General features: G+C 67.6%; 19 protein-coding genes. 11 read left to right on the forward strand and 8 right to left on the reverse strand.

Annotated features, from left to right (window positions below; genetic code table 11):
• Positions 1–35: 35 nt before the first annotated feature.
• Positions 36–3,422, forward strand: a complete 3,387-nt coding sequence (locus tag D4754_RS09265) for an efflux RND transporter permease subunit (RefSeq protein ID WP_121062782.1) — start codon at positions 36–38, stop codon at positions 3,420–3,422.
• On the opposite strand, the gene D4754_RS09270 is transcribed toward D4754_RS09265, so the two are convergent.
• Both D4754_RS09270 and D4754_RS09275 read right to left on the reverse strand, forming a co-directional pair.
• Positions 3,392–3,859, reverse strand: coding sequence for an NUDIX hydrolase (locus D4754_RS09270; protein ID WP_121062784.1), 468 nt, complete (start codon positions 3,857–3,859; stop codon positions 3,392–3,394). The two genes, D4754_RS09265 and D4754_RS09270, sit on opposite strands and share 31 nt — an antisense overlap.
• Before the next feature lie 133 nt (positions 3,860–3,992).
• Positions 3,993–4,826 (reverse strand): protein-disulfide reductase DsbD domain-containing protein, encoded by an 834-nt coding sequence (locus D4754_RS09275; RefSeq protein WP_121063371.1) that lies wholly within the window; start codon positions 4,824–4,826, stop codon positions 3,993–3,995.
• Positions 4,827–5,174: 348 nt separating this feature from the next.
• Here D4754_RS09275 and D4754_RS09280 point away from each other — a divergent pair, with 348 nt between their 5' ends.
• Complete coding sequence (locus tag D4754_RS09280) at positions 5,175–5,729, forward strand: YqgE/AlgH family protein (RefSeq protein ID WP_121063373.1); 555 nt, start codon at positions 5,175–5,177, stop codon at positions 5,727–5,729.
• Positions 5,730–5,887: 158 nt separating this feature from the next.
• Here D4754_RS09280 and D4754_RS09285 read toward each other — a convergent pair whose 3' ends face one another.
• Positions 5,888–7,174 carry a hypothetical protein gene (locus tag D4754_RS09285; protein WP_121062786.1) on the reverse strand — a complete coding sequence of 429 codons (1,287 nt, stop codon included), beginning with the start codon at positions 7,172–7,174 and terminating at the stop codon, positions 5,888–5,890.
• Between the two features lie 262 nt (positions 7,175–7,436).
• Positions 7,437–8,411 carry an L-threonylcarbamoyladenylate synthase gene (locus D4754_RS09290; RefSeq protein ID WP_121062788.1) on the reverse strand — a complete coding sequence of 325 codons (975 nt, stop codon included), beginning with the start codon at positions 8,409–8,411 and terminating at the stop codon, positions 7,437–7,439.
• Between the two features lie 165 nt (positions 8,412–8,576).
• Between D4754_RS09290 and D4754_RS09295 the strand changes: the two genes are divergently transcribed.
• From D4754_RS09295 to D4754_RS09315, 5 genes are all read left to right on the forward strand, one after another.
• Positions 8,577–10,301: an acyl-CoA dehydrogenase gene (locus D4754_RS09295; RefSeq protein ID WP_121062790.1), complete on the forward strand. Its 1,725-nt coding sequence runs from the start codon at positions 8,577–8,579 to the stop codon at positions 10,299–10,301.
• Positions 10,302–10,305: 4 nt separating this feature from the next.
• On the forward strand, positions 10,306–11,349 hold the full coding sequence (locus D4754_RS09300) for an MBL fold metallo-hydrolase (RefSeq protein WP_121062792.1): 1,044 nt from the start codon (positions 10,306–10,308) through the stop codon (positions 11,347–11,349).
• Positions 11,346–11,786 (forward strand): DUF6173 family protein, encoded by a 441-nt coding sequence (locus D4754_RS09305; protein WP_240453820.1) that lies wholly within the window; start codon positions 11,346–11,348, stop codon positions 11,784–11,786. The genes D4754_RS09300 and D4754_RS09305 overlap by 4 nt, the downstream gene beginning before the upstream one ends.
• A 229-nt stretch (positions 11,787–12,015) precedes the next feature.
• On the forward strand, positions 12,016–12,156 hold the full coding sequence (locus tag D4754_RS09310) for an aa3-type cytochrome c oxidase subunit IV (protein WP_121062801.1): 141 nt from the start codon (positions 12,016–12,018) through the stop codon (positions 12,154–12,156).
• 2 nt (positions 12,157–12,158) lie between these two features.
• Complete coding sequence (locus D4754_RS09315; protein WP_121062803.1) at positions 12,159–12,806, forward strand: hypothetical protein; 648 nt, start codon at positions 12,159–12,161, stop codon at positions 12,804–12,806.
• A 9-nt stretch (positions 12,807–12,815) separates the two neighbouring features.
• Here D4754_RS09315 and D4754_RS09320 read toward each other — a convergent pair whose 3' ends face one another.
• Positions 12,816–13,172, reverse strand: a complete 357-nt coding sequence (locus D4754_RS09320; RefSeq protein WP_121062805.1) for an AzlD domain-containing protein — start codon at positions 13,170–13,172, stop codon at positions 12,816–12,818.
• Positions 13,169–13,888: an AzlC family ABC transporter permease gene (locus tag D4754_RS09325; protein ID WP_121062807.1), complete on the reverse strand. Its 720-nt coding sequence runs from the start codon at positions 13,886–13,888 to the stop codon at positions 13,169–13,171. The genes D4754_RS09320 and D4754_RS09325 overlap by 4 nt, the downstream gene beginning before the upstream one ends.
• Positions 13,889–13,943: 55 nt before the next feature.
• Here D4754_RS09325 and D4754_RS09330 point away from each other — a divergent pair, with 55 nt between their 5' ends.
• From D4754_RS09330 to D4754_RS09345, 4 genes are all read left to right on the forward strand, one after another.
• Positions 13,944–14,831 carry a formate dehydrogenase accessory sulfurtransferase FdhD gene (locus D4754_RS09330; protein WP_205589612.1) on the forward strand — a complete coding sequence of 296 codons (888 nt, stop codon included), beginning with the start codon at positions 13,944–13,946 and terminating at the stop codon, positions 14,829–14,831.
• 90 nt (positions 14,832–14,921) lie between these two features.
• On the forward strand, positions 14,922–15,539 hold the full coding sequence (gene mobA, locus D4754_RS09335) for a molybdenum cofactor guanylyltransferase MobA (protein ID WP_121062811.1): 618 nt from the start codon (positions 14,922–14,924) through the stop codon (positions 15,537–15,539).
• On the forward strand, positions 15,536–16,027 hold the full coding sequence (gene mobB, locus D4754_RS09340; RefSeq protein WP_121062813.1) for a molybdopterin-guanine dinucleotide biosynthesis protein B: 492 nt from the start codon (positions 15,536–15,538) through the stop codon (positions 16,025–16,027). The genes mobA and mobB overlap by 4 nt, the downstream gene beginning before the upstream one ends.
• Positions 16,024–18,180, forward strand: a complete 2,157-nt coding sequence (locus D4754_RS09345; RefSeq protein WP_240453821.1) for a molybdenum cofactor synthesis domain-containing protein — start codon at positions 16,024–16,026, stop codon at positions 18,178–18,180. The genes mobB and D4754_RS09345 overlap by 4 nt, the downstream gene beginning before the upstream one ends.
• A 187-nt stretch (positions 18,181–18,367) precedes the next feature.
• Here the strand turns inward: D4754_RS09345 and D4754_RS09350 are convergent, their stop codons facing one another.
• Together D4754_RS09350 and D4754_RS09355 are read right to left on the reverse strand one after the other, a co-directional pair.
• On the reverse strand, positions 18,368–19,690 hold the full coding sequence (locus D4754_RS09350; protein ID WP_121062815.1) for an MFS transporter: 1,323 nt from the start codon (positions 19,688–19,690) through the stop codon (positions 18,368–18,370).
• A 174-nt stretch (positions 19,691–19,864) separates the two neighbouring features.
• Positions 19,865–20,977 (reverse strand): hypothetical protein, encoded by a 1,113-nt coding sequence (locus D4754_RS09355; RefSeq protein WP_121062817.1) that lies wholly within the window; start codon positions 20,975–20,977, stop codon positions 19,865–19,867.
• Positions 20,978–20,984: the final 7 nt, after the last annotated feature.

A 20,984-nucleotide genomic window follows, 5' to 3' on the forward strand; every position in this document is an offset into this window, starting at 1 on the left:
GGTGCGCGCCCTCTCCCTTGGCAAAGGCCGGTCCCATGCGTGACGTGCCCGGCGGCGCCTCGGGCGTGCTCAGCTATTTCACGCGCCACCGGACGGCGGCGAACCTGTTGCTGGTGCTGCTGCTGGCCCTTGGCATCGCCGCCATGCCGCGGATGCGGGCGCAGTTCTTTCCCGATGTCGTGATCGACAGCGTGTCGGTCAACGTGATCTGGGAAGGCGCGGGACCGGAGGATGTCGACGGCGCCATCGTCCAGTTGCTGGAACCCTACCTGCTGGCGGTCGACGGGGTGGAGACCTCGCAGTCCACGTCCCGCGAGGGGCGCGCGACCATCGAGCTGGAGTTCGAGCCGGGCTGGGACATCAACCGCGGCTACGAAGATGTGCGCCTTGCCGTCGAACAGGTCAACGATCTGCCCGAGGAGGCCGAAGACCCCACCGTGCGGCGCGGGGGCTGGGCCGACCGGGTGACGGATGTCGTGATCACGGGGCCAATCAACCCCGAGCAACTGGGCCTGTTCGCCGACGAACTGACGCTGAGGCTGTTCGCTGAAGGCGTGACGCGCACCACGATCCGAGGGGTCGCGGCATCCGAAACCGTGGTCGAGGTGCCCACGGTCAACCTGATCGCGCACGATATCAGCATGGCCGACATCGCCGCCGTCATCGCGGCGGAAGTCAGCGCCGATCCCGCGGGCGAGGTGACGGGCGCCAACGCGCGCGTTCGGACGGGCAGCGAAAAGCGCACGCCCGACGAGATTGAAACCATCGTGCTGCGGTCGAACGACGACGGCTCGAAGCTGACCATCGGCGATGTCGCCACGATCCGCTTTGAAGGCGTCGACCGGTCGCGCGCCTATTTCGTGGGGCCGGATCCCGCGATCTCGATCCGGGTGGACCGGACGGATCTGGGTGACGCCATCAAGATCCAGCACCAGGTCGAAGAGGTGGTGGCCGAGATGCAGGCGACCTTGCCGGAAGGGGTCACCGTCCAGCTGATCCGGACACGGGCCGAGGCGATTTCGGGCCGGCTCGAGATCCTGATCGACAATGGCCTGATGGGGCTGGGGCTGGTCGTGATCCTGCTGTTCCTGTTCCTGAATGCCCGCACGGCGATCTGGGTCGCGGCCGGGATACCGGCGGCCATGTTCGCGGCCATCGCGCTCATGTATGCCTTCGGGCTGACGCTCAACATGATCTCGCTCTTCGGTCTGATCATCACGCTGGGGATCGTGGTCGACGACGCGATTGTCGTGGGCGAACACGCGGATTTCCGGGCCAGGCGGCTGGGGGAGCACCCCATGGTCGCGGCCGAAAACGCGGCCAGGCGCATGGCGATGCCCGTCTTTGCCGCGACGCTTACGACGGTGATCGCGTTCTTCGGCCTCACTGCCATCGGCGGGCGCTTCGGCGACCTGATACAGGATATCCCGTTCACCGTGATCGTGGTGCTGCTGGCCTCGCTGGTGGAATGCTTCCTGATCCTGCCGCACCACATGGCCCATGCCATCGGCGACAGCGGCAAGGCGTACTGGTACGACTGGCCCAACCGGCAGGTGAACAAGGGCTTTCGCTGGTTCCGGGACACCGCGTTCCGGCCCTTCATCGCATGGGTGCTGTGGGCGCGCTATGTCGTGCTGGCCGGGGCCGTGGCGATCCTGGCCACGCAGGCGGCATTGTTCATCACCGGCGACGTGCAATGGCGGTTCTTCAACGCGCCCGAACGCGGATCGGTCACCGGCAATTTCGCCATGCTGGAAGGCGCCACCCGCGCCGACACGATGGAGATGATCCGCGAGATCCAGCGGGCCACCGAAGAACTGGGGGCCGAATTCGCCGAACGGTACGACGGCCCCAACCCGCTGGATTACGTGATGGCCGAAATCGGCGGCAATGCCGGGCGGACCCTGCCGGGTGTGGAATCCAAGGACGCCGATCTTCTGGGCGGCATCTCGATCGAACTGATCGATGCCGACCTGCGCCCCTATTCCAGCTTCGCCTTCGTCGGAGAGCTGCAGGACCGCGTCCAGCGTCACCCGATGCTCGAAGTCATGAGCTTCCGCGGCTGGCGTTCCGGCCCCGGGGGCGATGCGCTCGACGTGCAATTCTACGGCGCGGACGTCGACACGCTGAAAGCCGCGGCCGAGGATCTGAAGACGGCGCTTCTGCGGTTCCCCGAGGTGTCGGCGGTCGAGGACACGCTGGCCTACGACAAGGAGGAACTGATCCTAGACCTCACGCCGCAGGGCGAGGCGCTGGGTTTCACCATCGACGGTCTGGGTCGGATCCTGCGCGCACGGCTGGCAGGGATCGAGGCCGCGACCTATCCCGACGGGCCCCGCAGCGCCGCGATCCGGGTGGAGCTGCCGGAAAGCGAACAGACCGCCGATTTCCTCGACCGGACCTACCTGCGAACCCCGGCAGGCCTTTACGTGCCGCTGGCCGACATCGTCAGCGTCAAGCGCCGCAGCGGCTTTGCCACCGTCAAGCGCGAGGACGGGATCCGGCTGGTCTCGGTTACCGGCGACATTTCGGAAGACGATCCGGCCCGGGCCGAGGCCGTGGGTAAGGCGCTGGAGGTCGAAATCCTGCCCATCATCGCCGCCGAGCGGCAGGTCGACTGGCGCCTGTCAGGGCTCTCGGAACAGGAGAGCGAATTCCTGAACGACGCCCGCACCGGTGCCATTCTGGTGCTGCTCGGGATCTTCCTGGTACTGGCCTGGGTGTTCGGAAGCTGGACCCGGCCCATGGTGGTGATGGCGATCATCCCCTTCGGGCTCGTGGGAACGATCTGGGGCCACTACATCTGGGACGTGCCGCTTTCGATGTTCACGGTGGTGGGTCTTCTGGGCATGATCGGTATCATCATCAACGATTCCATCGTGCTGGTGACCACCATTGACGAATACGCCAGGGATCGTGGCCTGTGGCCCGCGATCGTCGACGCCACGGCCGATCGTCTGCGCCCGGTGATGTTGACGACAATGACCACAGTGCTGGGGCTCGCGCCGCTCCTTTATGAACGGTCCCAGCAGGCGCAGTTCCTGAAACCGACGGTGATCACGCTGGTCTACGGGCTGGGCTTCGGCATGTTGCTGGTGCTTCTGTTGGTGCCCGCGCTGGTCGCGATCCAGCAGGACATCGCCCGGCCATGGATGGCCTTCCGCCGCGGCCTGCGCACCAGGGCCCACCAGGTCCGCCGCCCGCTCATCGCGGCGGCCGCACTGGTCGCGGCATGGTTCTGCGTGACTGTCGGCTGGGTATTGGCCTTCGGCGCGCTGCCCGGCCCCTTGCAGGTGGTCCCGGGCGCACACGGTCTCTGGCCGTCCATCGGCCTCTTCCTGGCTGGCACGGCGGTCCTCTGCCTCGTCAGCTACGCCATCGCTGCGTGGCGCTACGGGGCCGAACTGTCGAGACGCGTGTAAGCGCCGCGCAGGGCCAGCTCCAGCAGTTCCGGGACAAGGTCGCTCATCGGCAGGGAACGGTCCAGCACCTGGGTCGGCTCGAACCAGCGCGCCTCCAGCGCATCGTCCGCCGCCACCGCTGTGCCGCCGCGATACAGGCAAAGCACGCCGGCCAGAAGATAATGCGTGGCTATGGCATCGCCCTCGTGACGCACAAGATCGATATTCGTCAGGTACCCAACCGGATCGGCCGTCACCCCGGTTTCCTCCAGAAGCTCCCGTCGGGCCGCCTCCAGCGCCGTCTCCCCGGGCTCGACATGGCCGCCGGGAAACCCCCAGAGCCCATGGTCCATCACTTTCCCGCGCCGCACCAGAAGAACGCGGCCCTCGTGCAGAACGACCGCCAGCGCTGCAAGGCGCGGCCACGGCCGGTGCAAGGGATCCTGATCATCATTCATCCCGCCCGCATACAACCCGCCGCGAGGCTTGTCATCCGCTCGGCAGATCAAGCCGGCGCGCGTGGCTTCTTTGGTCCTGAAATACCTCGGGGGTCCGGGGGCAGTGCCCCCGTCCAGCGGTCACGCGACACGATCAGCCCGCCGTACAGCCACGGATGTCGACCGCATGCCGCTGCCCCAGCACGGTGATCCGCACCTCGCTGCGGTCAATGCCGGTCATCACGCCGCCATCGGCGATCAGATTGGTCGTCGCGATCAGCCGGTCGCCCCTGCGCTCGGTGCGGGTCACGCCCGGCCAGAAGGCGCTGCCCGGTTCGATTACCGCCACTTCGCGCCCGCCGGCCGACGGCATCCGGATCTCGGCCTGCAATTGCAGCCCGTCCGCGCCGGGCGCCAGGGAGCAGGTGGCCGAGGTCACGCCGGCCTCGCGCCTTGTATAGGGGCGCTGGGCGGCGGCGGCGGCGATGGCCGGGTTGTGCCCGGCGGTGCCATCCAGCACGCGGTCGAAATCCAGTGTGCCGGGTATGCAGATGTCCTTGCAGAACCCGAAATCCAGCTGCCCGCGCAGGCGCACCGGCTGTCCGGCGCGGCGGGGCGTGATCTCGATCGGCAGGACCATCTGGTTCTCGTAGACGATCGTACGCATTCCGTCCTGAACCATCACAGTCGGCGTGGGCCATGTGATCTCGACAGCGCCCAGGTTGCGCGAGCCCGTCCAGTCGAAGCGCGGGGGAATGCCGGCCTCTCCCGGTGCGCGCCAGTAGGTCTTCCAGCCATCGGGCAGCGTAAGCCGGATCGCGCCCACAAGCGCCCCGTTGCGGGCCTGTCCGCCGTCGAGCACCTCGATCCGCACGAGGTCGTCCAGTGTTTCCGCCGGGGCCAGCGCGGGCAGGGCGGCAAGACATAGGCCAAGGGCCATTCTGCGCAGACGGGCGAAAGACCGGAGAGGGAAGAGCGTGATGTTCATGTCGTCAGATTTGCGCCCGATTGCCGGAAAAGCCAAGTTCCCGCCGGTCACGTTACGGTCAATCGGTTGCAACAGAATGAGCGCGCCGGGAAAATCCCGTACAATATTCGGGCGCGCGTGCCCGGCAGACGGGCAGTGTGACGGGCGGCAGGACCGCGCCCGGCGCCAATATCCGCCGATATGGCGGGGATGGGCCGGTGAGCGGAACTGTCCCTTGCACGGCGGTGCCGTGGCGACCATCTTTGACCAAAGCGGCGTGCCAGCGACCTGCGACGGTCGCATTTCGGCGGCCGGGATTTTCACGCCTCGCCCGGGCCGGGGCGGCGCAAACCGACGGGATGCCTGATGATGGATCTGACCGGCAAATTGCTGATCGCCATGCCCGGGATGGGAGATCCGCGTTTCGGCCATTCGGTCGTCTTCCTGTGCTCGCACGGGGAGGACGGCGCGATGGGCCTGATCGTTAACAAGCCGGCGCAGGACCTGCGGGTCTTCGACCTTCTGGGCCAGCTCGATATCGAGACGGAGCCGGAGGCAACCAACGCGCCGGTCTATTTCGGCGGGCCGGTGGAAACGGCGCGGGGCTTCGTGCTGCATTCCGCGGGCAACGTGCCGCGGGCCAGTTCGCTGGATGTGTGCGAGGGCTTCGCGATGACCGCGACGGTCGATATCCTGGAAGATATCGGCGCGGGTCTTGGCCCCAGCTCGGCCATTCTGGCGTTGGGGTACGCCGGATGGGGGCCGGGGCAGCTGGAAGACGAGATCGCGCAGAATGGCTGGCTGACGGTCGATGCCGATCCGGGATTAGTGTTCTCCCTGCCGAACGAGGCCAAGTGGTCCGCCGCGCTGAATGCGCTGGGGGTCGATCCGCTGACATTGTCGGCCGCCGCCGGGCGGGCTTGACCCGCGGGAGTTACGCGCCCTCAGCGGCCCACCCACCCTCCCGTCGCGCGGCGGCTCTGCCGCCACGCTTGCCGCTTCGGGCGCGTTCGTGCCCGGTTTCGGGCTGCGCGCCGGTCGCCGGCGCCGGGCATTGCTTGGCGTGTTCAGATCGAGGATCCTCAATCCGGCGGCGAGGTTTTCTCCTCGCAGGCCTGCGCTGCCAGTCCATCCCCGAAGCCGCGCAGCTCGTAGGAGCGGAGGAGGCCATCGCCCGGTGCCATGTCGAGCGGTGCGACGTGGAGGACCTTGCCCGCGGCCATCTGGTCGACAAGGCCGGGGTGCAGCGGTTCTGCCGTGCGGCCTTCGGTGGTGGAGGCCCCAGGCAGGGTGACAGCCGTCTGAAAGCCCTCGTTGTTGTCGACCGTCAGCGCGTATCCGTAGGTGACAGGCTTGTCCCGGTCCGGCCCCTGATAGCGCGGCAGGGGCGCGATGCCCAGGTGACGGTCGCAGGTGAAGGTCAGGCTCTCTATCGCCGAGTCGGGGGGGCCGAATGTCAGGGCCGGGACGGAGTGGTCGTCGGCGTCGGTAATGTGAGTACCGCGCCATGCGCCGTTGACGAGGATGCCGGGAAAGCCGGTGGCCCGCGCCGCGAGGGGGCCGTCGCAGTCGGCAAATTCCAAGGCGGCGAAGGAGCCATCCAGTCCGAAGGTCGTCGTCAGCGGGGACGTGTCGTCGGTCCCCGTGGCCCTCAGCCGGACGGTGCTGCCACGGCGAAGGGCGTCGATGATGCCTTTGGTGAATTCGGCCTGAAGCAGGTTGCCTTCGATCCGGGAGGGCGTGGCGGCCTGGGTCATGAGCATTTCGTCCGGCGCCTGCACGTCGACCTCGACGCGGGTCCAGTTGTCATGTTCTTCGACGGGGCCGAAGACCAGCTGAGGCAAGGCCCGGTCGTTGCAGCCGGCGATCAGGAAGTGCCCACTGTCGTCGCGGACGAACCCTCCCCTCGCCGGCGTGACCGTCCATTCGCCGCCGTGATGCGGTCGCTCGATGGCCGCGTTGCGGATCCACCGGCCCGGGGCGGGGCCTCCCCCCGGGGTTTTCAGGGTGTAACTGCTGGAGGAGGACGCCGCGGCTTGCGTCCCGTTTGCGGACCCGGAGTGCGCATTGGCCAGGGCCATGCCGTTGGCCATCTGGCGGGCGACGGCCGCCTGGGTGCAGGCGACGAAGATCTTGCCGAAGCGCTTCACGTCTTCGGGCGGCACGCCGATGTAGTTGTGGGAGATCAGCCGGTCGAGCACGTCATCGGCGAAGCCTTCCTCGGCCGTGCCAGCGACGACGCAGGCGCAAAGATCCGGGAAGTCGGGATTGGCCGTAACGCAGGCTGCTTCGCGATCGGCCAGGGCCGGGGCGGCGAGCCAGATGAGGAGGAGGGCTATCGGGCCTGAGGTACGGTGGAGGGGGCTCATGGACGTTCCTGCATCCTGACGCGGCGGACCGCGCCTTTGCGCCCGTTGCCGGCCCGCCCGCCCTCCCTCGCCGGATGCGTGCCGCATCCTGCAGCCGGCAACGGGCGCAAAGGCGCTTTTTGCCGGCGGGGCACAGCGGAGATCGGAGATGCGAGCGTTGAGATGGTGGAGACCGTTGGCAGAGACAGTGGGAACATTTGTCTGGAGTTGTCGGCCAATATGCCCTGTGCGTCCAGAGTTTATGCCCGATCTCGCCAGCCCGTTACGCGCGCGGCGCGGCGGCGCGGCTCAGCCGGTCGTTGATCGCGCGGCCTAACCCCGTGTCGGGCACGGGGGCGACGGCGATGGGCCGTTTCCGCGAATCGAGCTGGTGGAGGCAATCGAAGAGACGCGCGGCGGCTTCGGCCAGGTCTCCGGTGGGGGACAGCGACAGATCGCAGGGGCCGGGTCCGAAGCCGAGGTAGAGCTCCGTGGCCTCGGCCGCATCGGCGTTCAGGCGCACGGCGCCTTCGGGGGCGTAGTGGCTGGTCAGTTGACCCGGGGCGGTGATGGCGGCCCCGTCCGGGCGGGCCAGCGTCTGGCCGAGATGGGCTTCGATATCCTCTGCCGCCAGTCCGCCGGGGCGCAGGAGCGTGGGTGTCGGGCCATCGAGACCGACGATTGTGCTTTCAAGCCCGACCGTCGTGGGACCGGCATCCAGCACGGCGGCGATCCGGCCGTCGAGACCGGCCAGAACATGATCCGCCGTCGTCGGGCTGATCCGGCCTGACGGGTTGGCGGACGGTGCCGCCAGCGGCGTCCCGGCGGCGCTCAACAAGGCCTGCGCCGCGGGATGGGCCGGGACGCGGACGGCGAGCGTGTCGAGCCCGGCGGTCGTCAGCCCGGCGATGCCGTGACCGGGGCGCAACGGCAGGACCAGCGTCAGCGGGCCGGGCCAGAAGGCGGAAGCCAGCGCCTCCGCGATATCGGGCCATTCGACGATCCGGCGCGCGGCGTCGGCATCCGGCACATGCGCGATCAGCGGGTTGAAACTGGGCCGCCCCTTGGCCGCGTAGATGCCGGCCACGGCTTCCCCCCGGCGGGCGTCGCCGCCCAGGCCGTAGACCGTCTCTGTCGGGAAGGCCACCAGCGCGCCGGAACGCAGCAACCGGGCCGCTTCGGCAATGCCGGCCGAATCTGCCGCGAGACGCCGTGTGGGCGCGGAATTCTGGCTGACATCTGACAGGGTTGGCGCCATCGGGGGTAGTTGCTCGATCTGCGGCCGGATGACGCCGCGTTCTGGTTGCGTGAACGGCGCGGCGCGGTGTTTTTCCCCGCCGACCGCCGTACATAACAGGCAGCCGGCCGGACTGCCAAGCCCGTCCGCCGCCAATGCTGCCAACGCCAGCCCATGGAGTGCCCCATGACTTACCGCGCCCCCGTTTCGGAACACGAGTTCCTGTTGCGTGAAGTGGTCGGTTTCGACCGAGTTGCCCAGACCGAACTGTTCGCCGAAGCCAGTCCGGACATGGTGACCGCCATCCTGGGCGAGGCCGGGAAACTGTCGGACGAGGTCATGGCGCCGCTGCAACGCGCGGGCGATCTGACCCCGGCGCGGCTGGAAAACGGTGTCGTGCGGACCTCGCCCGGATATGCGGGCGGCTGGAAGGCGATTGCCGAAGGCGGCTGGGTCGGGATTTCCGGCAGCCCCGAATATGGTGGCATGGGCCTGCCGATTGCCGTGACCACCGCCGTCAACGACATGATGGCCGGCGCTTGCCTGTCGCTGCAGCTGTGCCCGCTGCTGACCCATGGCCAGATCGAGGCGCTGGAGCATCACGCTAGCGACGAGCTGAAGGACCTGTACCTGCCCAAGCTGAATTCGGGCGAGTGGACGGGGACGATGAACCTGACCGAACCGCAGGCGGGTTCCGACGTGGGTGCGCTGTCGTCGAAGGCGGTGCCGAACGGCGATGGGACCTATGCGGTCAGCGGTCAGAAGATCTATATCAGCTGGGGCGATCAGGACTTTGCCGAGAACGTGGTGCATCTGGTGCTGGCGCGACTGCCCGATGCGGCGCCCGGCACGAAGGGAATCAGCCTGTTCCTGGTGCCGAAATTCATCCCCGACGACAATGGCAAGCCCGGCGTGGCGAACACGCTGAAGGTGGTGAGCCTCGAGCACAAGCTGGGCCTGCATGGCTCGCCCACCTGCGTGATGGAATTCGACGGGGCCCGCGGTTGGCTTGTGGGCGAGGAGAACGCCGGGATGGCGGCGATGTTCACGATGATGAACAACGCGCGTCTGGGTGTGGGTGCGCAGGGCGTGGGCGCCGCGGAAGGTGCCTACCAGCACGCGCTGGCCTATGCGTGCGAGCGCAAGCAGGGCAAGACGGTCCTGCAGGGCCAGCCGGGCGGGACGGGCTGCATCGTGGATCACGCCGACGTCCGCCGGATGCTGCTGACGATGAAGGCGGATATCTTCGCCGCGCGGGCGATCACGCTGGCCTGTGCCGTGGCGATCGACATGCAAAAGGCGACGGGCGATGCCGATTGGGCGGCCCGGGCCGCGCTGCTCACCCCGATTGCCAAGGGCTTCGGCACCGATACCGGCATGGCCGTGGCCGAAACCGGTGTGCAGGTCCATGGCGGCATGGGCTTCATCGAAGAGACCGGCGCCGCGCAATATGCGCGCGATGTGCGGGTGACGGCGATCTACGAGGGCACCAACGGGATCCAGGCGATGGATCTGGTGGCGCGCAAGATGATGGACGGTGGCGAGGCCGCCGGCCGTCTGCTGGACGAGATCCAGAGGCATGCCGAGAAGGTGCGGTGCAAGCTGCCCGAGATGGCCGAACCGGTCTGGCAGGCCGCCGAAACCCTGCGCGAAGGCGTGGAATGGCTCGTGGCGCAGAGCGACCTGAACGAACGCTTTGCGGGCGCCGTGCCGTTTGCCAAGGCGTTCGCGCGGGTGCTGGGCGGTCACTACCACCTGTGCGCCGCGGCAGCCGACCCGGAGGGTCCGCGCATGAAGATGGCGGGTTTCTACATCAAGCGCCTGCTGCCCGAGCACGAAAGCCTGCTGATTGCATCCCGCGGCGGGGCCGAGGGCCTTTATGAACTGACGCCAGACGAAATGGCGGCCTGAGCGCATGGATGGTGGCGCAGGCGGTTTGAGGTATCCCTGGGACAAACCTCCCGCAGGCATAGAGGCGATCGAGGTGGCAGAGGGCGTGCTGTGGATGCGGCTGCCCCTGCCGATGAAGCTGGATCATGTAAACGTCTATGCGTTGGACGATGGCGACGGCTGGACGATTGTCGATACGGGTTTCAAATCGCGCGAGGCGCGGGAGCTGCTGACGGCGATGATGGCCGGGCCGCTGGCGGGCAAGCCGGTGACGCGGGTGGTGGTCACGCATCATCACCCCGATCACATCGGCAATGCCGGCTGGTTCCAGACGGAACACGGCGCCGAGCTGGTCACCACGCGCACGGCGTGGCTGATGGCGCGGATGCTGTGCCTGGATGTGCAGGAAACGCCGCCCGCGGAAACGGTCGCGTTCTGGCGGTCGGCTGGCATGACGCCCGAGGTGCTGGAAAAGCGCATCGCCGGCGACGGGTTCCATTTCCGCGATGTGGTGTCGAAGATGCCGCCGGGTTTCACCCGGGTGAAGCAGGGCGACGTTATCCGCATGGGCGGGCGCGACTGGGACGTGCATATCGGCAATGGCCATGCGCCCGAACACGCGACCTTCTGGAGCCGGGACGACAACCTTGTTATCGCAGGCGACCAGATCCTGTCGTCGATCTCGCCCAACCTGAGCATCTACGCGAACGAGCCTGAGGCTGATCCGGTGGGCGACTGGCTGGAATCCTGCGAACGGCTGGCGACGCTGGCCTTGCCCGGTCACATGGTTCTGGGCGGTCACAAGATGGTGTTCACCGGCCTGCCTGTGCGATTGCGTCAGATGATTGACAATCACCGCCACGGGCTGGACCGCCTTCTGGAGCATCTGGATGAACCGAAGACAGCGTCCGACTGCTTTCCGCCGCTGTTCAAGCGCAAGATCGGCGAGGGCGAATACGGGCTGGCGCTGTTCGAAGCGATGGCCCACGCGCAGCACCTGTATCTGACGGGACAGGTGGTACGGGAACGGCGCGCGGATGGTGCATGGCTGTATGTGAGGGCAACATGAGCGACGAACCACCGAAGAAACCGGTGCGACGCCACGATGTGCAGGCGGACCCGAGCGCGTGCCCGGCGCCCGGGACGTTGTCCGACAAGATGGCAGAGGCGGCGTCGGGCAAGAGCCCGGCGCAGTGGGCCTATGAGCGGATGATCCTGTATATCAAGAACTTCGAGGGGCAACTGGACGCCGAGCACGAGGTCGCGATGGGGCTTGCGGGCGGCGATGTGGGCGTGATGCGTATTGCGGGGATGGGGTTTTTCGATCCCGATATCGTCACCTTCTACGGCACCGACATGTCGGGCGCGCGGACACAACTTGTGCAGCATGTCACGCAGCTGAGCGTGATGCTGCGAGCGGTGCCGAAGCCCAGGCCGGAGGAACCCGCGAACCGGATCGGGTTCCGGCTGGCCGCGGATATCGAAGAGGATACCGACGGCGCGTGAGGGCATGCCGTGGGCCCGCGCAGGCGGCGGCCCGCCCGCCCACCCCCGTCGGATCGCGTTCCGCAATCCTCCTTCCCGCCGCCTGCGCGGGCCCGGTTGCGCCGGTGGGCGCCCGGCTTCGAACGGGCAAATCGCCGCGCAGGACGGCGGCATTGGCGGGATGACAAGGGCGACGACATCTAGTATTGCCGTCCGGGCAAGATTCAACTGACGCACCGAGGACATTGCGATGGCGGACCACAAGCACGGCGAGATGGACATGACCGAGCATTATGAAACCTACGACGGGTTCATACGGGCCGTGATCCGCGTCATTGCCGTGATCATCGTGTTGCTGATCCTCATGGCCATCTTCTGGATTCACCCGTAAGCATGCGTGTCCTCCTGTGCCTCGGCGCCGTTCTGCTGGCGCTGGCCGGTTGTGCCGTGCCTGATCAGCCGAACTCCACCGATGCCGAGATCGCCGCCGTGCGGTACCGTCATCCCGGCCCCGATGCGCTCACGCTCATCACGATGGTGTCGAACCGGACAGGCAACGGCAGCCATTCCGCGCTGCTGATCAATGCGCCGACGGAACGGGTGCTGTTCGATCCGGCCGGTGCCTTCAAGCTGGACGGCGTGCCGGAGCGCGAGGACGTGCTGTTCGGGCTCACGCCGCAGGTGCTGTCCTACTACAAGAGCGCGCATTCGCGTTCGACCTATCACGTCGTCCTGCAGACCGTGACCGTGACGCCCGAACAGGCTCAGACTGCCTATCAGCTGGCGCTTCAGAACGGGCGTGTGGGGCAGATCCTGTGCACCTCGGCCACGTCCGGGCTGCTGCAACAGGTCCCCGGGTTCGGGCAGATCAAGAAGGTTCTGCAACCGACGGCCCTGATGGAGCAGTTCGCGCAGATCCCCGGCGTGACGACGGAGAAATACTACGAAGACGACGAGGGCAACGTGCAGGACGGTATTGCCGCGGCGCAGGCCAAGAAACAGGCGGTCGAGACGCAGGAACCGGTCGACGCCGAGGGCTGAGGCGGCGCCTCAGCCGCCGCCCATCGCCTGCAGCGCATAGAGCACGACGCCCCCCGTCACGATCCCGCCCAGTACGCTGCGGGTCAGGAACCCGACCACCACGGTCAGAACCGCCGCCACGAAATGCGGCAGGCTGAACACGCCGCCGGTATGCGTGGGCCACAGGACCAGCGGTGTCACCAGCGCGGGCAGGATCGCCACGGCCGTGTAGCGCAGGTGGCGCAGCACCCATTCCGGCATTTCCCGGCTCCCGATCAGTCCCAGGAAACCGAAGCGCAGCACGAAACTGCCCAGGGCCAGCCCGATGCAGACGATCCAGAATTGCAGGTCGGTGAAGACCTGTGGTGGTGCCGTTTCAGGGGTCATGCCGCGGCCTCCGACCGTCGATTCAGGACAAGTTCGGCCCGGGCGCCGGCCGCCATGCCGGCCGCACCCGCCACGATGAGGCCAAGGTTGAAGGGCAGCATCGCCGCGGGCAGGGCCACCACCGCCGCGACAAGCGCGGCGATCCGGTGGGCCGGGGTGCGCAGCATCGGCGCCACGACCGCCAGAAAGGCGATCGGCATGACGAAGCCCAGGTTCCAAGATTGCGGCAATTGCGCACCCACAAGCGCGCCCAGGATCGTCGAGAGGGTCCAGACCGGGGCGATCACGCTGTTCGTCCCGAAGAAGTAGGCATAGCGCTCGGCCACCGTCATCTCCGGCTCCTGCTCGAACCGGATGATCGACAGGGCATAGGATTGGTCCACCGTCAGGTACGCCGCAATCGCCCGCTTCCAGACCGGCGCATCGCCCAGGTAGGGCGTGAGAGAGGCGGAATACATCGCCATCCGCAGGTTCACCGCCAGTCCGGACAGAAGGACGATGATCGTCGGCGCCTGCTCCTGCAGGAGGCCCAGCGAGGTCAGTTGTGCGGCGCCTGCGAAGATCGACACGGTGAAGACCACCGTTTCGAACAGGTTCAGCCCGGCTTCGGTGGCAAGGATCCCGAACAGCAGCCCGAAGGGCCCGGCCACGAGGATGAAGGGAAGACTGTCGCGCATGCCACGGAGAAAACTGGAGAATGGGGTGGAGACGGCCATGCAAACTTCCTAACTTGAACAGGTCAGCATTAGCGGGCGCTCAAGGGGGATGCAAATGGCCAGGATCGAGTCGGCAGAGGGGTGGATCATCGCGCCGGATCCAAAGGCGCCGCGCCTGACGCGGGCGGTGACGGGCACCGATCAGACCGGTGCGGAGACAGCGCTTTCGGTGGTCGAGGAACGCCCCCTAACCATCTACCTGAACCGCCGCGAGATCGTGACGGCAATGACCATCGGAGATTATCCCGAGTATCTGGCGCTTGGATTCCTGCGCAATCAGGGCATGCTGGGCGACGATGAGGAGGTGACGGCCGTCGACTATGACGAGGAAGTCGAAACCGTCGTCGTGCGCACGAAGTCAGAGACCTCGCACGAGACCAAGCTGTCGAAGAAGACCCGCACGTCGGGCTGTGCCGTGGGCACCGTCTTTGGCGACATGATGGAGGGCTTGGAGGATCTGCAACTGCCGGCAACCCCGGTGCGAACCTCGTGGCTTTACGCCCTGTCGGCCAAGATCAATCGGACGCCGTCGCTGTATCTTGAGGCCGGGGCGATCCACGGAACCGTGCTGTGTCACCAGGACCAGCCTCTGGTCTACATGGAGGATGTCGGCCGCCACAACGCCGTGGACAAGATCGCGGGCTGGATGTTCTCGACCGGGACGACGCCCGAGGACAAGATCCTGTACACCACGGGCCGCCTGACGTCGGAGATGGTGATCAAGACGGCGCTGATGGGCATCCCGGTGCTGGCCTCGCGGTCGGGCTTCACCGCATGGGGGGTCGAGATCGCCCGCGACGTGGGCCTGACGCTGATCGGCCGCATGAAGGGCGCGCGGTTTGTCTGCCTGTCGGGCGAGGAGCGGCTGATCCGCGATGCCGATGTCGCATCGGTGCCCGAGGAGCGGCGCGGGAGCGGGCGGAAGGCGGCATCGAATGCATGATGTTGCCCCGCACATTAAACCCGGCGCCAAGGAAAACAGTGACGTGATGATCGACAAAGACGTAGCCGGACGCCCAGGCGTGGTGACCGAATGAAACCGTTGGGATTGATCCTTGCCGGCGGACAGGCGCGGCGCATGGGCGGTGGCGACAAGGGGCGGCTGGCGCTTGGCGACGGCACGCTGATGTCGCAGGTCGTGGAGCGTCTGCGCCCGCAGGTTGGGGACATGGCGCTGAACGCGAACGGCGATCCGGCGCGGTTCGACGACGTGGGCCTGCCGGTTCTGGCCGATTCCATCGATGGTTTCGCGGGGCCTCTGGCGGGCGTTCTGGCCGGGCTCGACTGGGCCGCGTCGCAAGGCGCCACCTCCATCGTGTCGGCCGCCGTCGATACACCGTTTTTCCCGGCCGATCTGGTCGCGCGGCTGCAGGACGCGGCGATGGACATGGACCACCCGCTGGCCCTTGCCGCCACACCCGACCCGGAACGCGGCCTGTCGCGGCATCCGACCTTCGGGCTTTGGCCCGTGGCGCTGCGTGACGATCTGCGCGCGGCGCTGACGGACGGCCTCCGCAAGGTCGTGCAGTGGACCGACCGGCATGGCGCGGCCTTGGCGGTGTTCCACGCCACGCCCTTCGATCCGTTCTTCAACGTGAACACGCCCGAAGACCTCGCCCGCGCCACACGGTTGCTGGAGGAGATGGCGTGAAGGTCTACGGTGTCACCGGCTGGAAGAACGCGGGCAAGACGGGGCTTGTCACGCGGCTGGTCTCCGAGATCGCGGGGCGGGGGCTGACAGTTTCAACCCTGAAGCATGCGCATCACACCTTCGACGTCGACCAGAAGGGCCGCGACAGCTATCGCCACCGCGAGGCGGGGGCGTCCGAAGTGCTGGTTGCAGGCGCCGCCCGCTATGCCCTGATGGGCGAACTGCGGGGAGAGGAAGAGCCGTCCTTTACCCAACTGCTCGCCCGTCTGAAGCCTGTCGATCTGGTGCTTGTCGAAGGCTACAAGCGCGAGGCACATCCCAAGATCGAGGCCTACCGCGCCGAGGCCGGGCACGACCTGATAGCCCCCGGCGATCCGTCGATCCGCGCCATTGCCAGCGACGTGGCCATCGACGTGGATCGCCCGGTCTTCGATCTGGACGACACGACCGCCATTGCCGATTTCATCCTGGCGGAGCTGACCCTGTGACCCGTTTCGACACCTACGCGATGATCGACTGGTCCGGCGGCAACGACACAGGCCCGCGCCCGCGGCGGGACGCGATCTGGGCCTGCCTCGCCACGGCGGACGGCGTGCAGGCGCCGCAGTATTTCCGCAACCGGGAACTGGCCGAAGTCTGGATCGCGACGCTGATCGCGCAAGAACTGGCGGCGGGACGCAGGCTGTGCATCGGGTTTGATTTCCCCTTCGCCTATCCGAAAGGCTTCGCCCAGGCGCTGACGGGGCAGGCCGATCCTTTCGCGGTATGGGATTGGCTGGAAACCCGCCTGTCGGATTCGCCAAAAGAAAACACCCGCTTCGATCTGGCGGGAGAAATCAACCGCACTCTGGGCGCGGGGAAGGGCCCGTTCTGGGCCAACGGCCTGCGCAACCGCGATATCGATGGCCTGCCGCGCACGAAGCAAGACTACGTCAACCCGTTTCCCGAGCGGCGCGAGGCCGAGGCGCAGGCCAAGGGCACCTTCACCTGCTGGCAGATGGCCGGTGCCGGTGCGGTGGGCGGGCAGGTCATGACCGGCCTGCCGGTCCTGTCGCGCCTGCGCAAGCGGTTCGCGGATGCTGTCGCCGTCTGGCCGTTTGAACCTCTGACGCGTCCCGTCGCTCTGATGGAAACATGGCCGTCGCTGATTGCCGACGTGGTGAACGAAGAACTGATCCGCCAACAGGACGCAGGTCTGGCACCGGTGCGCGATGCGCTGCAGGTCCAGCTTGTGGCCGGGGCTCTGGCCGCCCTGTCGGGCGATGACTTTGCCGACATGGTCGACGTGGACGCGCCCGAAGAGGGCTGGATCCTTGGCATAGGGCACGAGGCGAAACTTGCGGATGCTGCGCGCAAATCGCTGGCCCTGCAAAAGGCGGCGCTCCCCAGTCCGCCCCCCCTGACGAACGACTGCTTCGCCCTGCCGCCCGGCGTCGACTGGACCCCGGTCGATGCGGCTCTGGACAGGCTGCGGGCGGGCCTTCACGCCGTGACCGGGCAGGAGACGCTTCACGTCACAGGTGCCCTGGGGCGTGTTCTGGCGGCGCCCGCGGTCGCGCGGCGGTCTCACCCCCCTGCGCCGAATTCCGCCGTCGATGGCTATGGCTTCGCAGGTGGCGCCGATACGGGCGGCCACGTGATGGAACTGCTCGCCGGACGGTCGGCCGCCGGTGTGCCTTATGACGGGACGGTGCCCAGTAAGAAGGCGCTGCGGATCCTGACGGGGGCCGAATTGCCCGAAGGCGTGGATACGGTGGTGCTGGAGGAAGACGTGGCCCTGTCAGGCGGTCATGTCGCCTTCAACGGGCCCCTGAAACGCGGCGCCAACACCCGCAAGGCCGGGGAAGACGTGGCTGAAGGCGAAATCGCGCTGACCGAAGGCCGCGTGCTCGGGCCGCAGGATCTGGCGCTCTTGTCCGCCGTCGGCGTGGGAACCGTGCAGGTCCGCCGTCCCTTGCGGGTCGGCGTGCTGTCGACGGGCGACGAACTGCTGGAGCCGGGAACCGAAGCCGGACCGGGCAAGATCTATGACGCCAACCGCCCGATGCTTCTGGGCCTGATCGAACGGTTCGGACATGTCGCCGTCGATCTCGGCCGCGCAGCGGATGATCGGGACACGCTGGCCGAATGCCTGACACGCGCCGTTACCGACAACCGGGTCGATGCGATCCTGACATCGGGCGGGGCGTCGGCGGGAGAGGAGGACCACGTCTCGGCCCTTCTCACCGCCGAAGGCGCGATGGAGACCTGGCGGATCGCGATGAAACCGGGTCGCCCGCTGGCGTTGGGTCTCTGGTCCGGCAAGCCCGTCTTCGGGCTGCCCGGCAACCCGGTCGCGGCCTTTGTCTGCGCGCTGATCTTCGCGCGGCCCGCCCTGTCGCTACTGTCCGGCGCGGGCTGGGCCGAGCCCATGGCCTTCGACGTGCCCGCCGCCTTCGAGAAGCGCAAGAAACCGGGACGCCGCGAATACATCCGCGCGCGGTTGCAGGACGGCCGGGCCGCGCCCTTCGCTTCGGAAGGATCGGGCCGCATCAGCGGGCTGGGCTGGGCAAACGGGCTGGTCGAACTGCCCGACGGAGAGGCGCATGTTCGCCCGGGCGACCCGGTGCGTTTCCTGCCCTACGGCAGCTTCGGTCTTTAAGACACGCTTCTCAAAAGCTCCTTGCGCAGATCGTGGCGCGCCGGGAGAGGGGGCCCTGCCCCCGCCCGGACCTGCGGTCCGGCCTCCCCCGGAATATTTGGGGAAAGAAGAATCGGCGCGTGGTTTCTTCTTTCTCAAAATACTCCCGCCGGAGGCATCCGACAGCAAGGCTGAAGGGGTTGGCCGATCAGGGCCAAGTCGGGTGCAGGTCGTCGATCACGTAGATGTGGCTGTGTCGCTGCAGGCCATGGGCTTTCAGATGCGGGTGGTCCGCGGGAAGGTCGGGGTGGGCGTGCGGCAGAACGCTAGGTGCCCTTGCGGGCCAGAAGCGCACGGCAAGGAGCGCGCCCAGGGCCGCTATGGCAGCGAAGACGAGGAGCGTTTCGGACATGCCTATGGTCGCACCGAGCCATCCCGCCAAGGGGTAGGTGAAATGCCAGCAGGCATGGGACAGGGTGAACTGCGCGGTGAAAAGGCTGCTGCGGTCCTCGGGCCGGGACGAGCGGCGCAGCAGGCGGCCCGAAGGCGTCGTGACCGCGCCGAAGAAGAGGCCCAGAAGCATCCAGAGCGCGAGAAAGCCGGGCCAGGGCGGCAGGGTGTCGCTTGCGAAGGCCAGGCCGGTCGCGGCAAGCGTGAGGGTGAGCGCCCATGCAGCGGCGATCATGACGATGCGGTCTGGGGCCCGGTCGAGCAGAGGGGGCAGGGCGAGGGCCGCGAGCATCGAGCCTCCGCCATAGACAGCGAGCGCAATGGCCACGGGGGTGGCGCCGGCGCCGTAGGTTGCACGCACGATCACCACCGTATTCACCAGCACGAAGGCGCTGGAGGCTGCCGCGGTGAGCGAAAGCGCCAGCAGGCCGCGCAGGCGCGGGGTGGCGAGGTAGATGCGGATGCCGCGGGTGGCGCGGTCGAGGAACGGTCTTGGGGCCTGGGCTTGGGTGCGCGGTGGCAGCGCGGCCGAGAGGACGAGCACGGCCGAGCCCAGGAAACCCAGCGTCGTTCCGACGAAGAGGGTGCTGTAGCTGGTGATCAGCAGGAGCACCCCGGCCAGCGCGGGGCTGAGCAGGTTTTCCAGATCGTAGGCCAGCCGCGACAGCGACAGGGCGCGGGTATAGGTGGCCTCGTCTTTCAGAATGTCGGGGATCGTGGCCTGGAAGGCGGGCGTGAAGGTGGCAGACGCCGCCTGCAGCACGAAGATGAGAGCGTAGATCTGCCAGACGGCGTCGATGAAGGGCAAAGCGAGCGCGACCGAGGCGCGCAGCAGGTCGGCGGCGATGAGGACGGCCTTGCGGGGCAGGCGTTCGGCGGCGGCATTGGCCAGCGGGGCGAGGCCGACATAGGCCACCATCTTGATGGCGAAAGCCGTGCCGAGCACGACGCCCGCCGAGGCACCGGCGATATCGAAGGCGAGAAGGCCAAGGGCCACGGTCAGCAGACCCGTGCCGATCAGCGCCACGACCTGCGCGGCGAAGAGACGGGCGAAGACGGGATGGGTCAGGAGGTGGAGCATGGCGGTTCGGGCTCGGGCCGGGTTTTACCCAGTGTAGCAGGAGGGATGGGCTCTGTCCTGCCGCCGGTTCGTGCGTCGGCGCCGAACCGCGCCCGCTGCGGCCCCGCCCGCCCGCCCCCGTCGGATCGCTGATCGCGATCCTCCTTGGCCGCAGCGGGCGCGGTCCTTCGTGCTTTAGTCGAAGGTGCCGGCCGCGCGGGCGAAGATCATGAACGCGCGGGCGCTGCGGGTATTGCCGAAGGCCGACATCTCGGCGTCCGACGCCGTGGGCTCGAATTCAGCCGCCGCGCGGTCGAAGAGGCGCAGGAAATGGTGCGCGGCGTCGCGGAAGATCGCGTCCTGTCGCATCCGGAGCGCCACCTGGGCCAGCACCTCGCGGTCGTGAATGCCGCCCAGGTCGGCCACAGTCCGGCCGCGCGCGCCCTTCGCGAACAGCCGCCACACCTCGGGCCGGGCCATGTCGGGGCGAAGTTCGTCGGTGTAGATCCCTTCCTGCCCCAGCAGCGTCAGCACATCTTCGGCCGCTTGTATCAACTGCGAGGAATGGCGGTCGCGCATCACGCGGCGCAGGGCGGCGAAGCCTTCGGCATCATCCACGGTTTCCGGGAAATTCAGCGCGCGCAGGAAATCATCGGTCTCCGGCCGCCGCGGCGCGTCTGCCATGGGCAGGCCGAGCGCGAGGCTGCCCTGTGATGGCGCGGGCGCGGCGGTCTCCTTCGGCGCGGGTGCCGGTGCGGGCTCTGCGTCGAGCGCATCGAGTGCCGCGTGCATGTCGGGATCGTCGGCATCGGCGTAGGGATCCGGCTCTGGGACCTCTGGCTCGTGTGCGTCTTCCTCCGGCACGGCCTGGGTTGCGGCAAGGGCCAGTTCCAGGCTTGTCATCCGTTCGGCCAGATCGTCGATCTTGCGAGCGAGTTTCGTCTCGAACCCCGCCGTCTGCCGCTGCTGCCGCGCGATGGAGGCCTGCCGGATCGCGGCCAGAGCCTCCTGCAGTTTCTGGCTATCTTCGCGGATCTCGTCCTGGGCGCGGAGCATGCCGATCAGCGCCCAGGTGCCGATCAGGGGCAGGACCGCGGCCAGGACGACGACGATGGCCGACAGGCCCGCCATGCTCTGCCGCCAGACCGGATCGACCAGAACGAAATAGCCGATCCATGCCCCCAGCCAGAGGATGGTGAACAGCAAGCCAAACCCTTCGCGTCCCCCCCCGCCTGCGCGGGACGAACGGTCATAGATCCCCAGTGCCTTGTCGGGGGCCTGTTTCGGGAAAGGGGCGGGATCTTCCATGCCCCGG

It is taken from the genome of Chachezhania antarctica, from assembly GCF_003646465.1.
Classification (GTDB): domain Bacteria; phylum Pseudomonadota; class Alphaproteobacteria; order Rhodobacterales; family Rhodobacteraceae; genus Chachezhania; species Chachezhania antarctica.

Excerpts from the sequence above, each read along its gene's own strand:
- mobA (WP_121062811.1), top strand. The coding sequence starts at position 14,922 with ATGAAACCGTTGGGATTGATCCTTGCCGGCGGACAGGCGCGGCGCATG.
- D4754_RS09325 (WP_121062807.1), bottom strand. The coding sequence starts at position 13,888 with ATGGCCGTCTCCACCCCATTCTCCAGTTTTCTCCGTGGCATGCGCGAC.
- D4754_RS09265 (WP_121062782.1), top strand. The coding sequence starts at position 36 with ATGCGTGACGTGCCCGGCGGCGCCTCGGGCGTGCTCAGCTATTTCACG.
- D4754_RS09315 (WP_121062803.1), top strand. The coding sequence starts at position 12,159 with ATGCGTGTCCTCCTGTGCCTCGGCGCCGTTCTGCTGGCGCTGGCCGGT.
- D4754_RS09320 (WP_121062805.1), bottom strand. The coding sequence starts at position 13,172 with ATGACCCCTGAAACGGCACCACCACAGGTCTTCACCGACCTGCAATTC.
- D4754_RS09290 (WP_121062788.1), bottom strand. The coding sequence starts at position 8,411 with ATGGCGCCAACCCTGTCAGATGTCAGCCAGAATTCCGCGCCCACACGG.
- D4754_RS09295 (WP_121062790.1), top strand. The coding sequence starts at position 8,577 with ATGACTTACCGCGCCCCCGTTTCGGAACACGAGTTCCTGTTGCGTGAA.
- D4754_RS09280 (WP_121063373.1), top strand. The coding sequence starts at position 5,175 with ATGGATCTGACCGGCAAATTGCTGATCGCCATGCCCGGGATGGGAGAT.
- D4754_RS09350 (WP_121062815.1), bottom strand. The coding sequence starts at position 19,690 with ATGCTCCACCTCCTGACCCATCCCGTCTTCGCCCGTCTCTTCGCCGCG.
- D4754_RS09330 (WP_205589612.1), top strand. The coding sequence starts at position 13,944 with ATGGCCAGGATCGAGTCGGCAGAGGGGTGGATCATCGCGCCGGATCCA.
- D4754_RS09355 (WP_121062817.1), bottom strand. The coding sequence starts at position 20,977 with ATGGAAGATCCCGCCCCTTTCCCGAAACAGGCCCCCGACAAGGCACTG.
- D4754_RS09270 (WP_121062784.1), bottom strand. The coding sequence starts at position 3,859 with ATGAATGATGATCAGGATCCCTTGCACCGGCCGTGGCCGCGCCTTGCA.
- D4754_RS09285 (WP_121062786.1), bottom strand. The coding sequence starts at position 7,174 with ATGAGCCCCCTCCACCGTACCTCAGGCCCGATAGCCCTCCTCCTCATC.
- D4754_RS09300 (WP_121062792.1), top strand. The coding sequence starts at position 10,306 with ATGGATGGTGGCGCAGGCGGTTTGAGGTATCCCTGGGACAAACCTCCC.
- D4754_RS09310 (WP_121062801.1), top strand. The coding sequence starts at position 12,016 with ATGGCGGACCACAAGCACGGCGAGATGGACATGACCGAGCATTATGAA.
- D4754_RS09275 (WP_121063371.1), bottom strand. The coding sequence starts at position 4,826 with ATGAACATCACGCTCTTCCCTCTCCGGTCTTTCGCCCGTCTGCGCAGA.
- D4754_RS09305 (WP_240453820.1), top strand. The coding sequence starts at position 11,346 with ATGAGCGACGAACCACCGAAGAAACCGGTGCGACGCCACGATGTGCAG.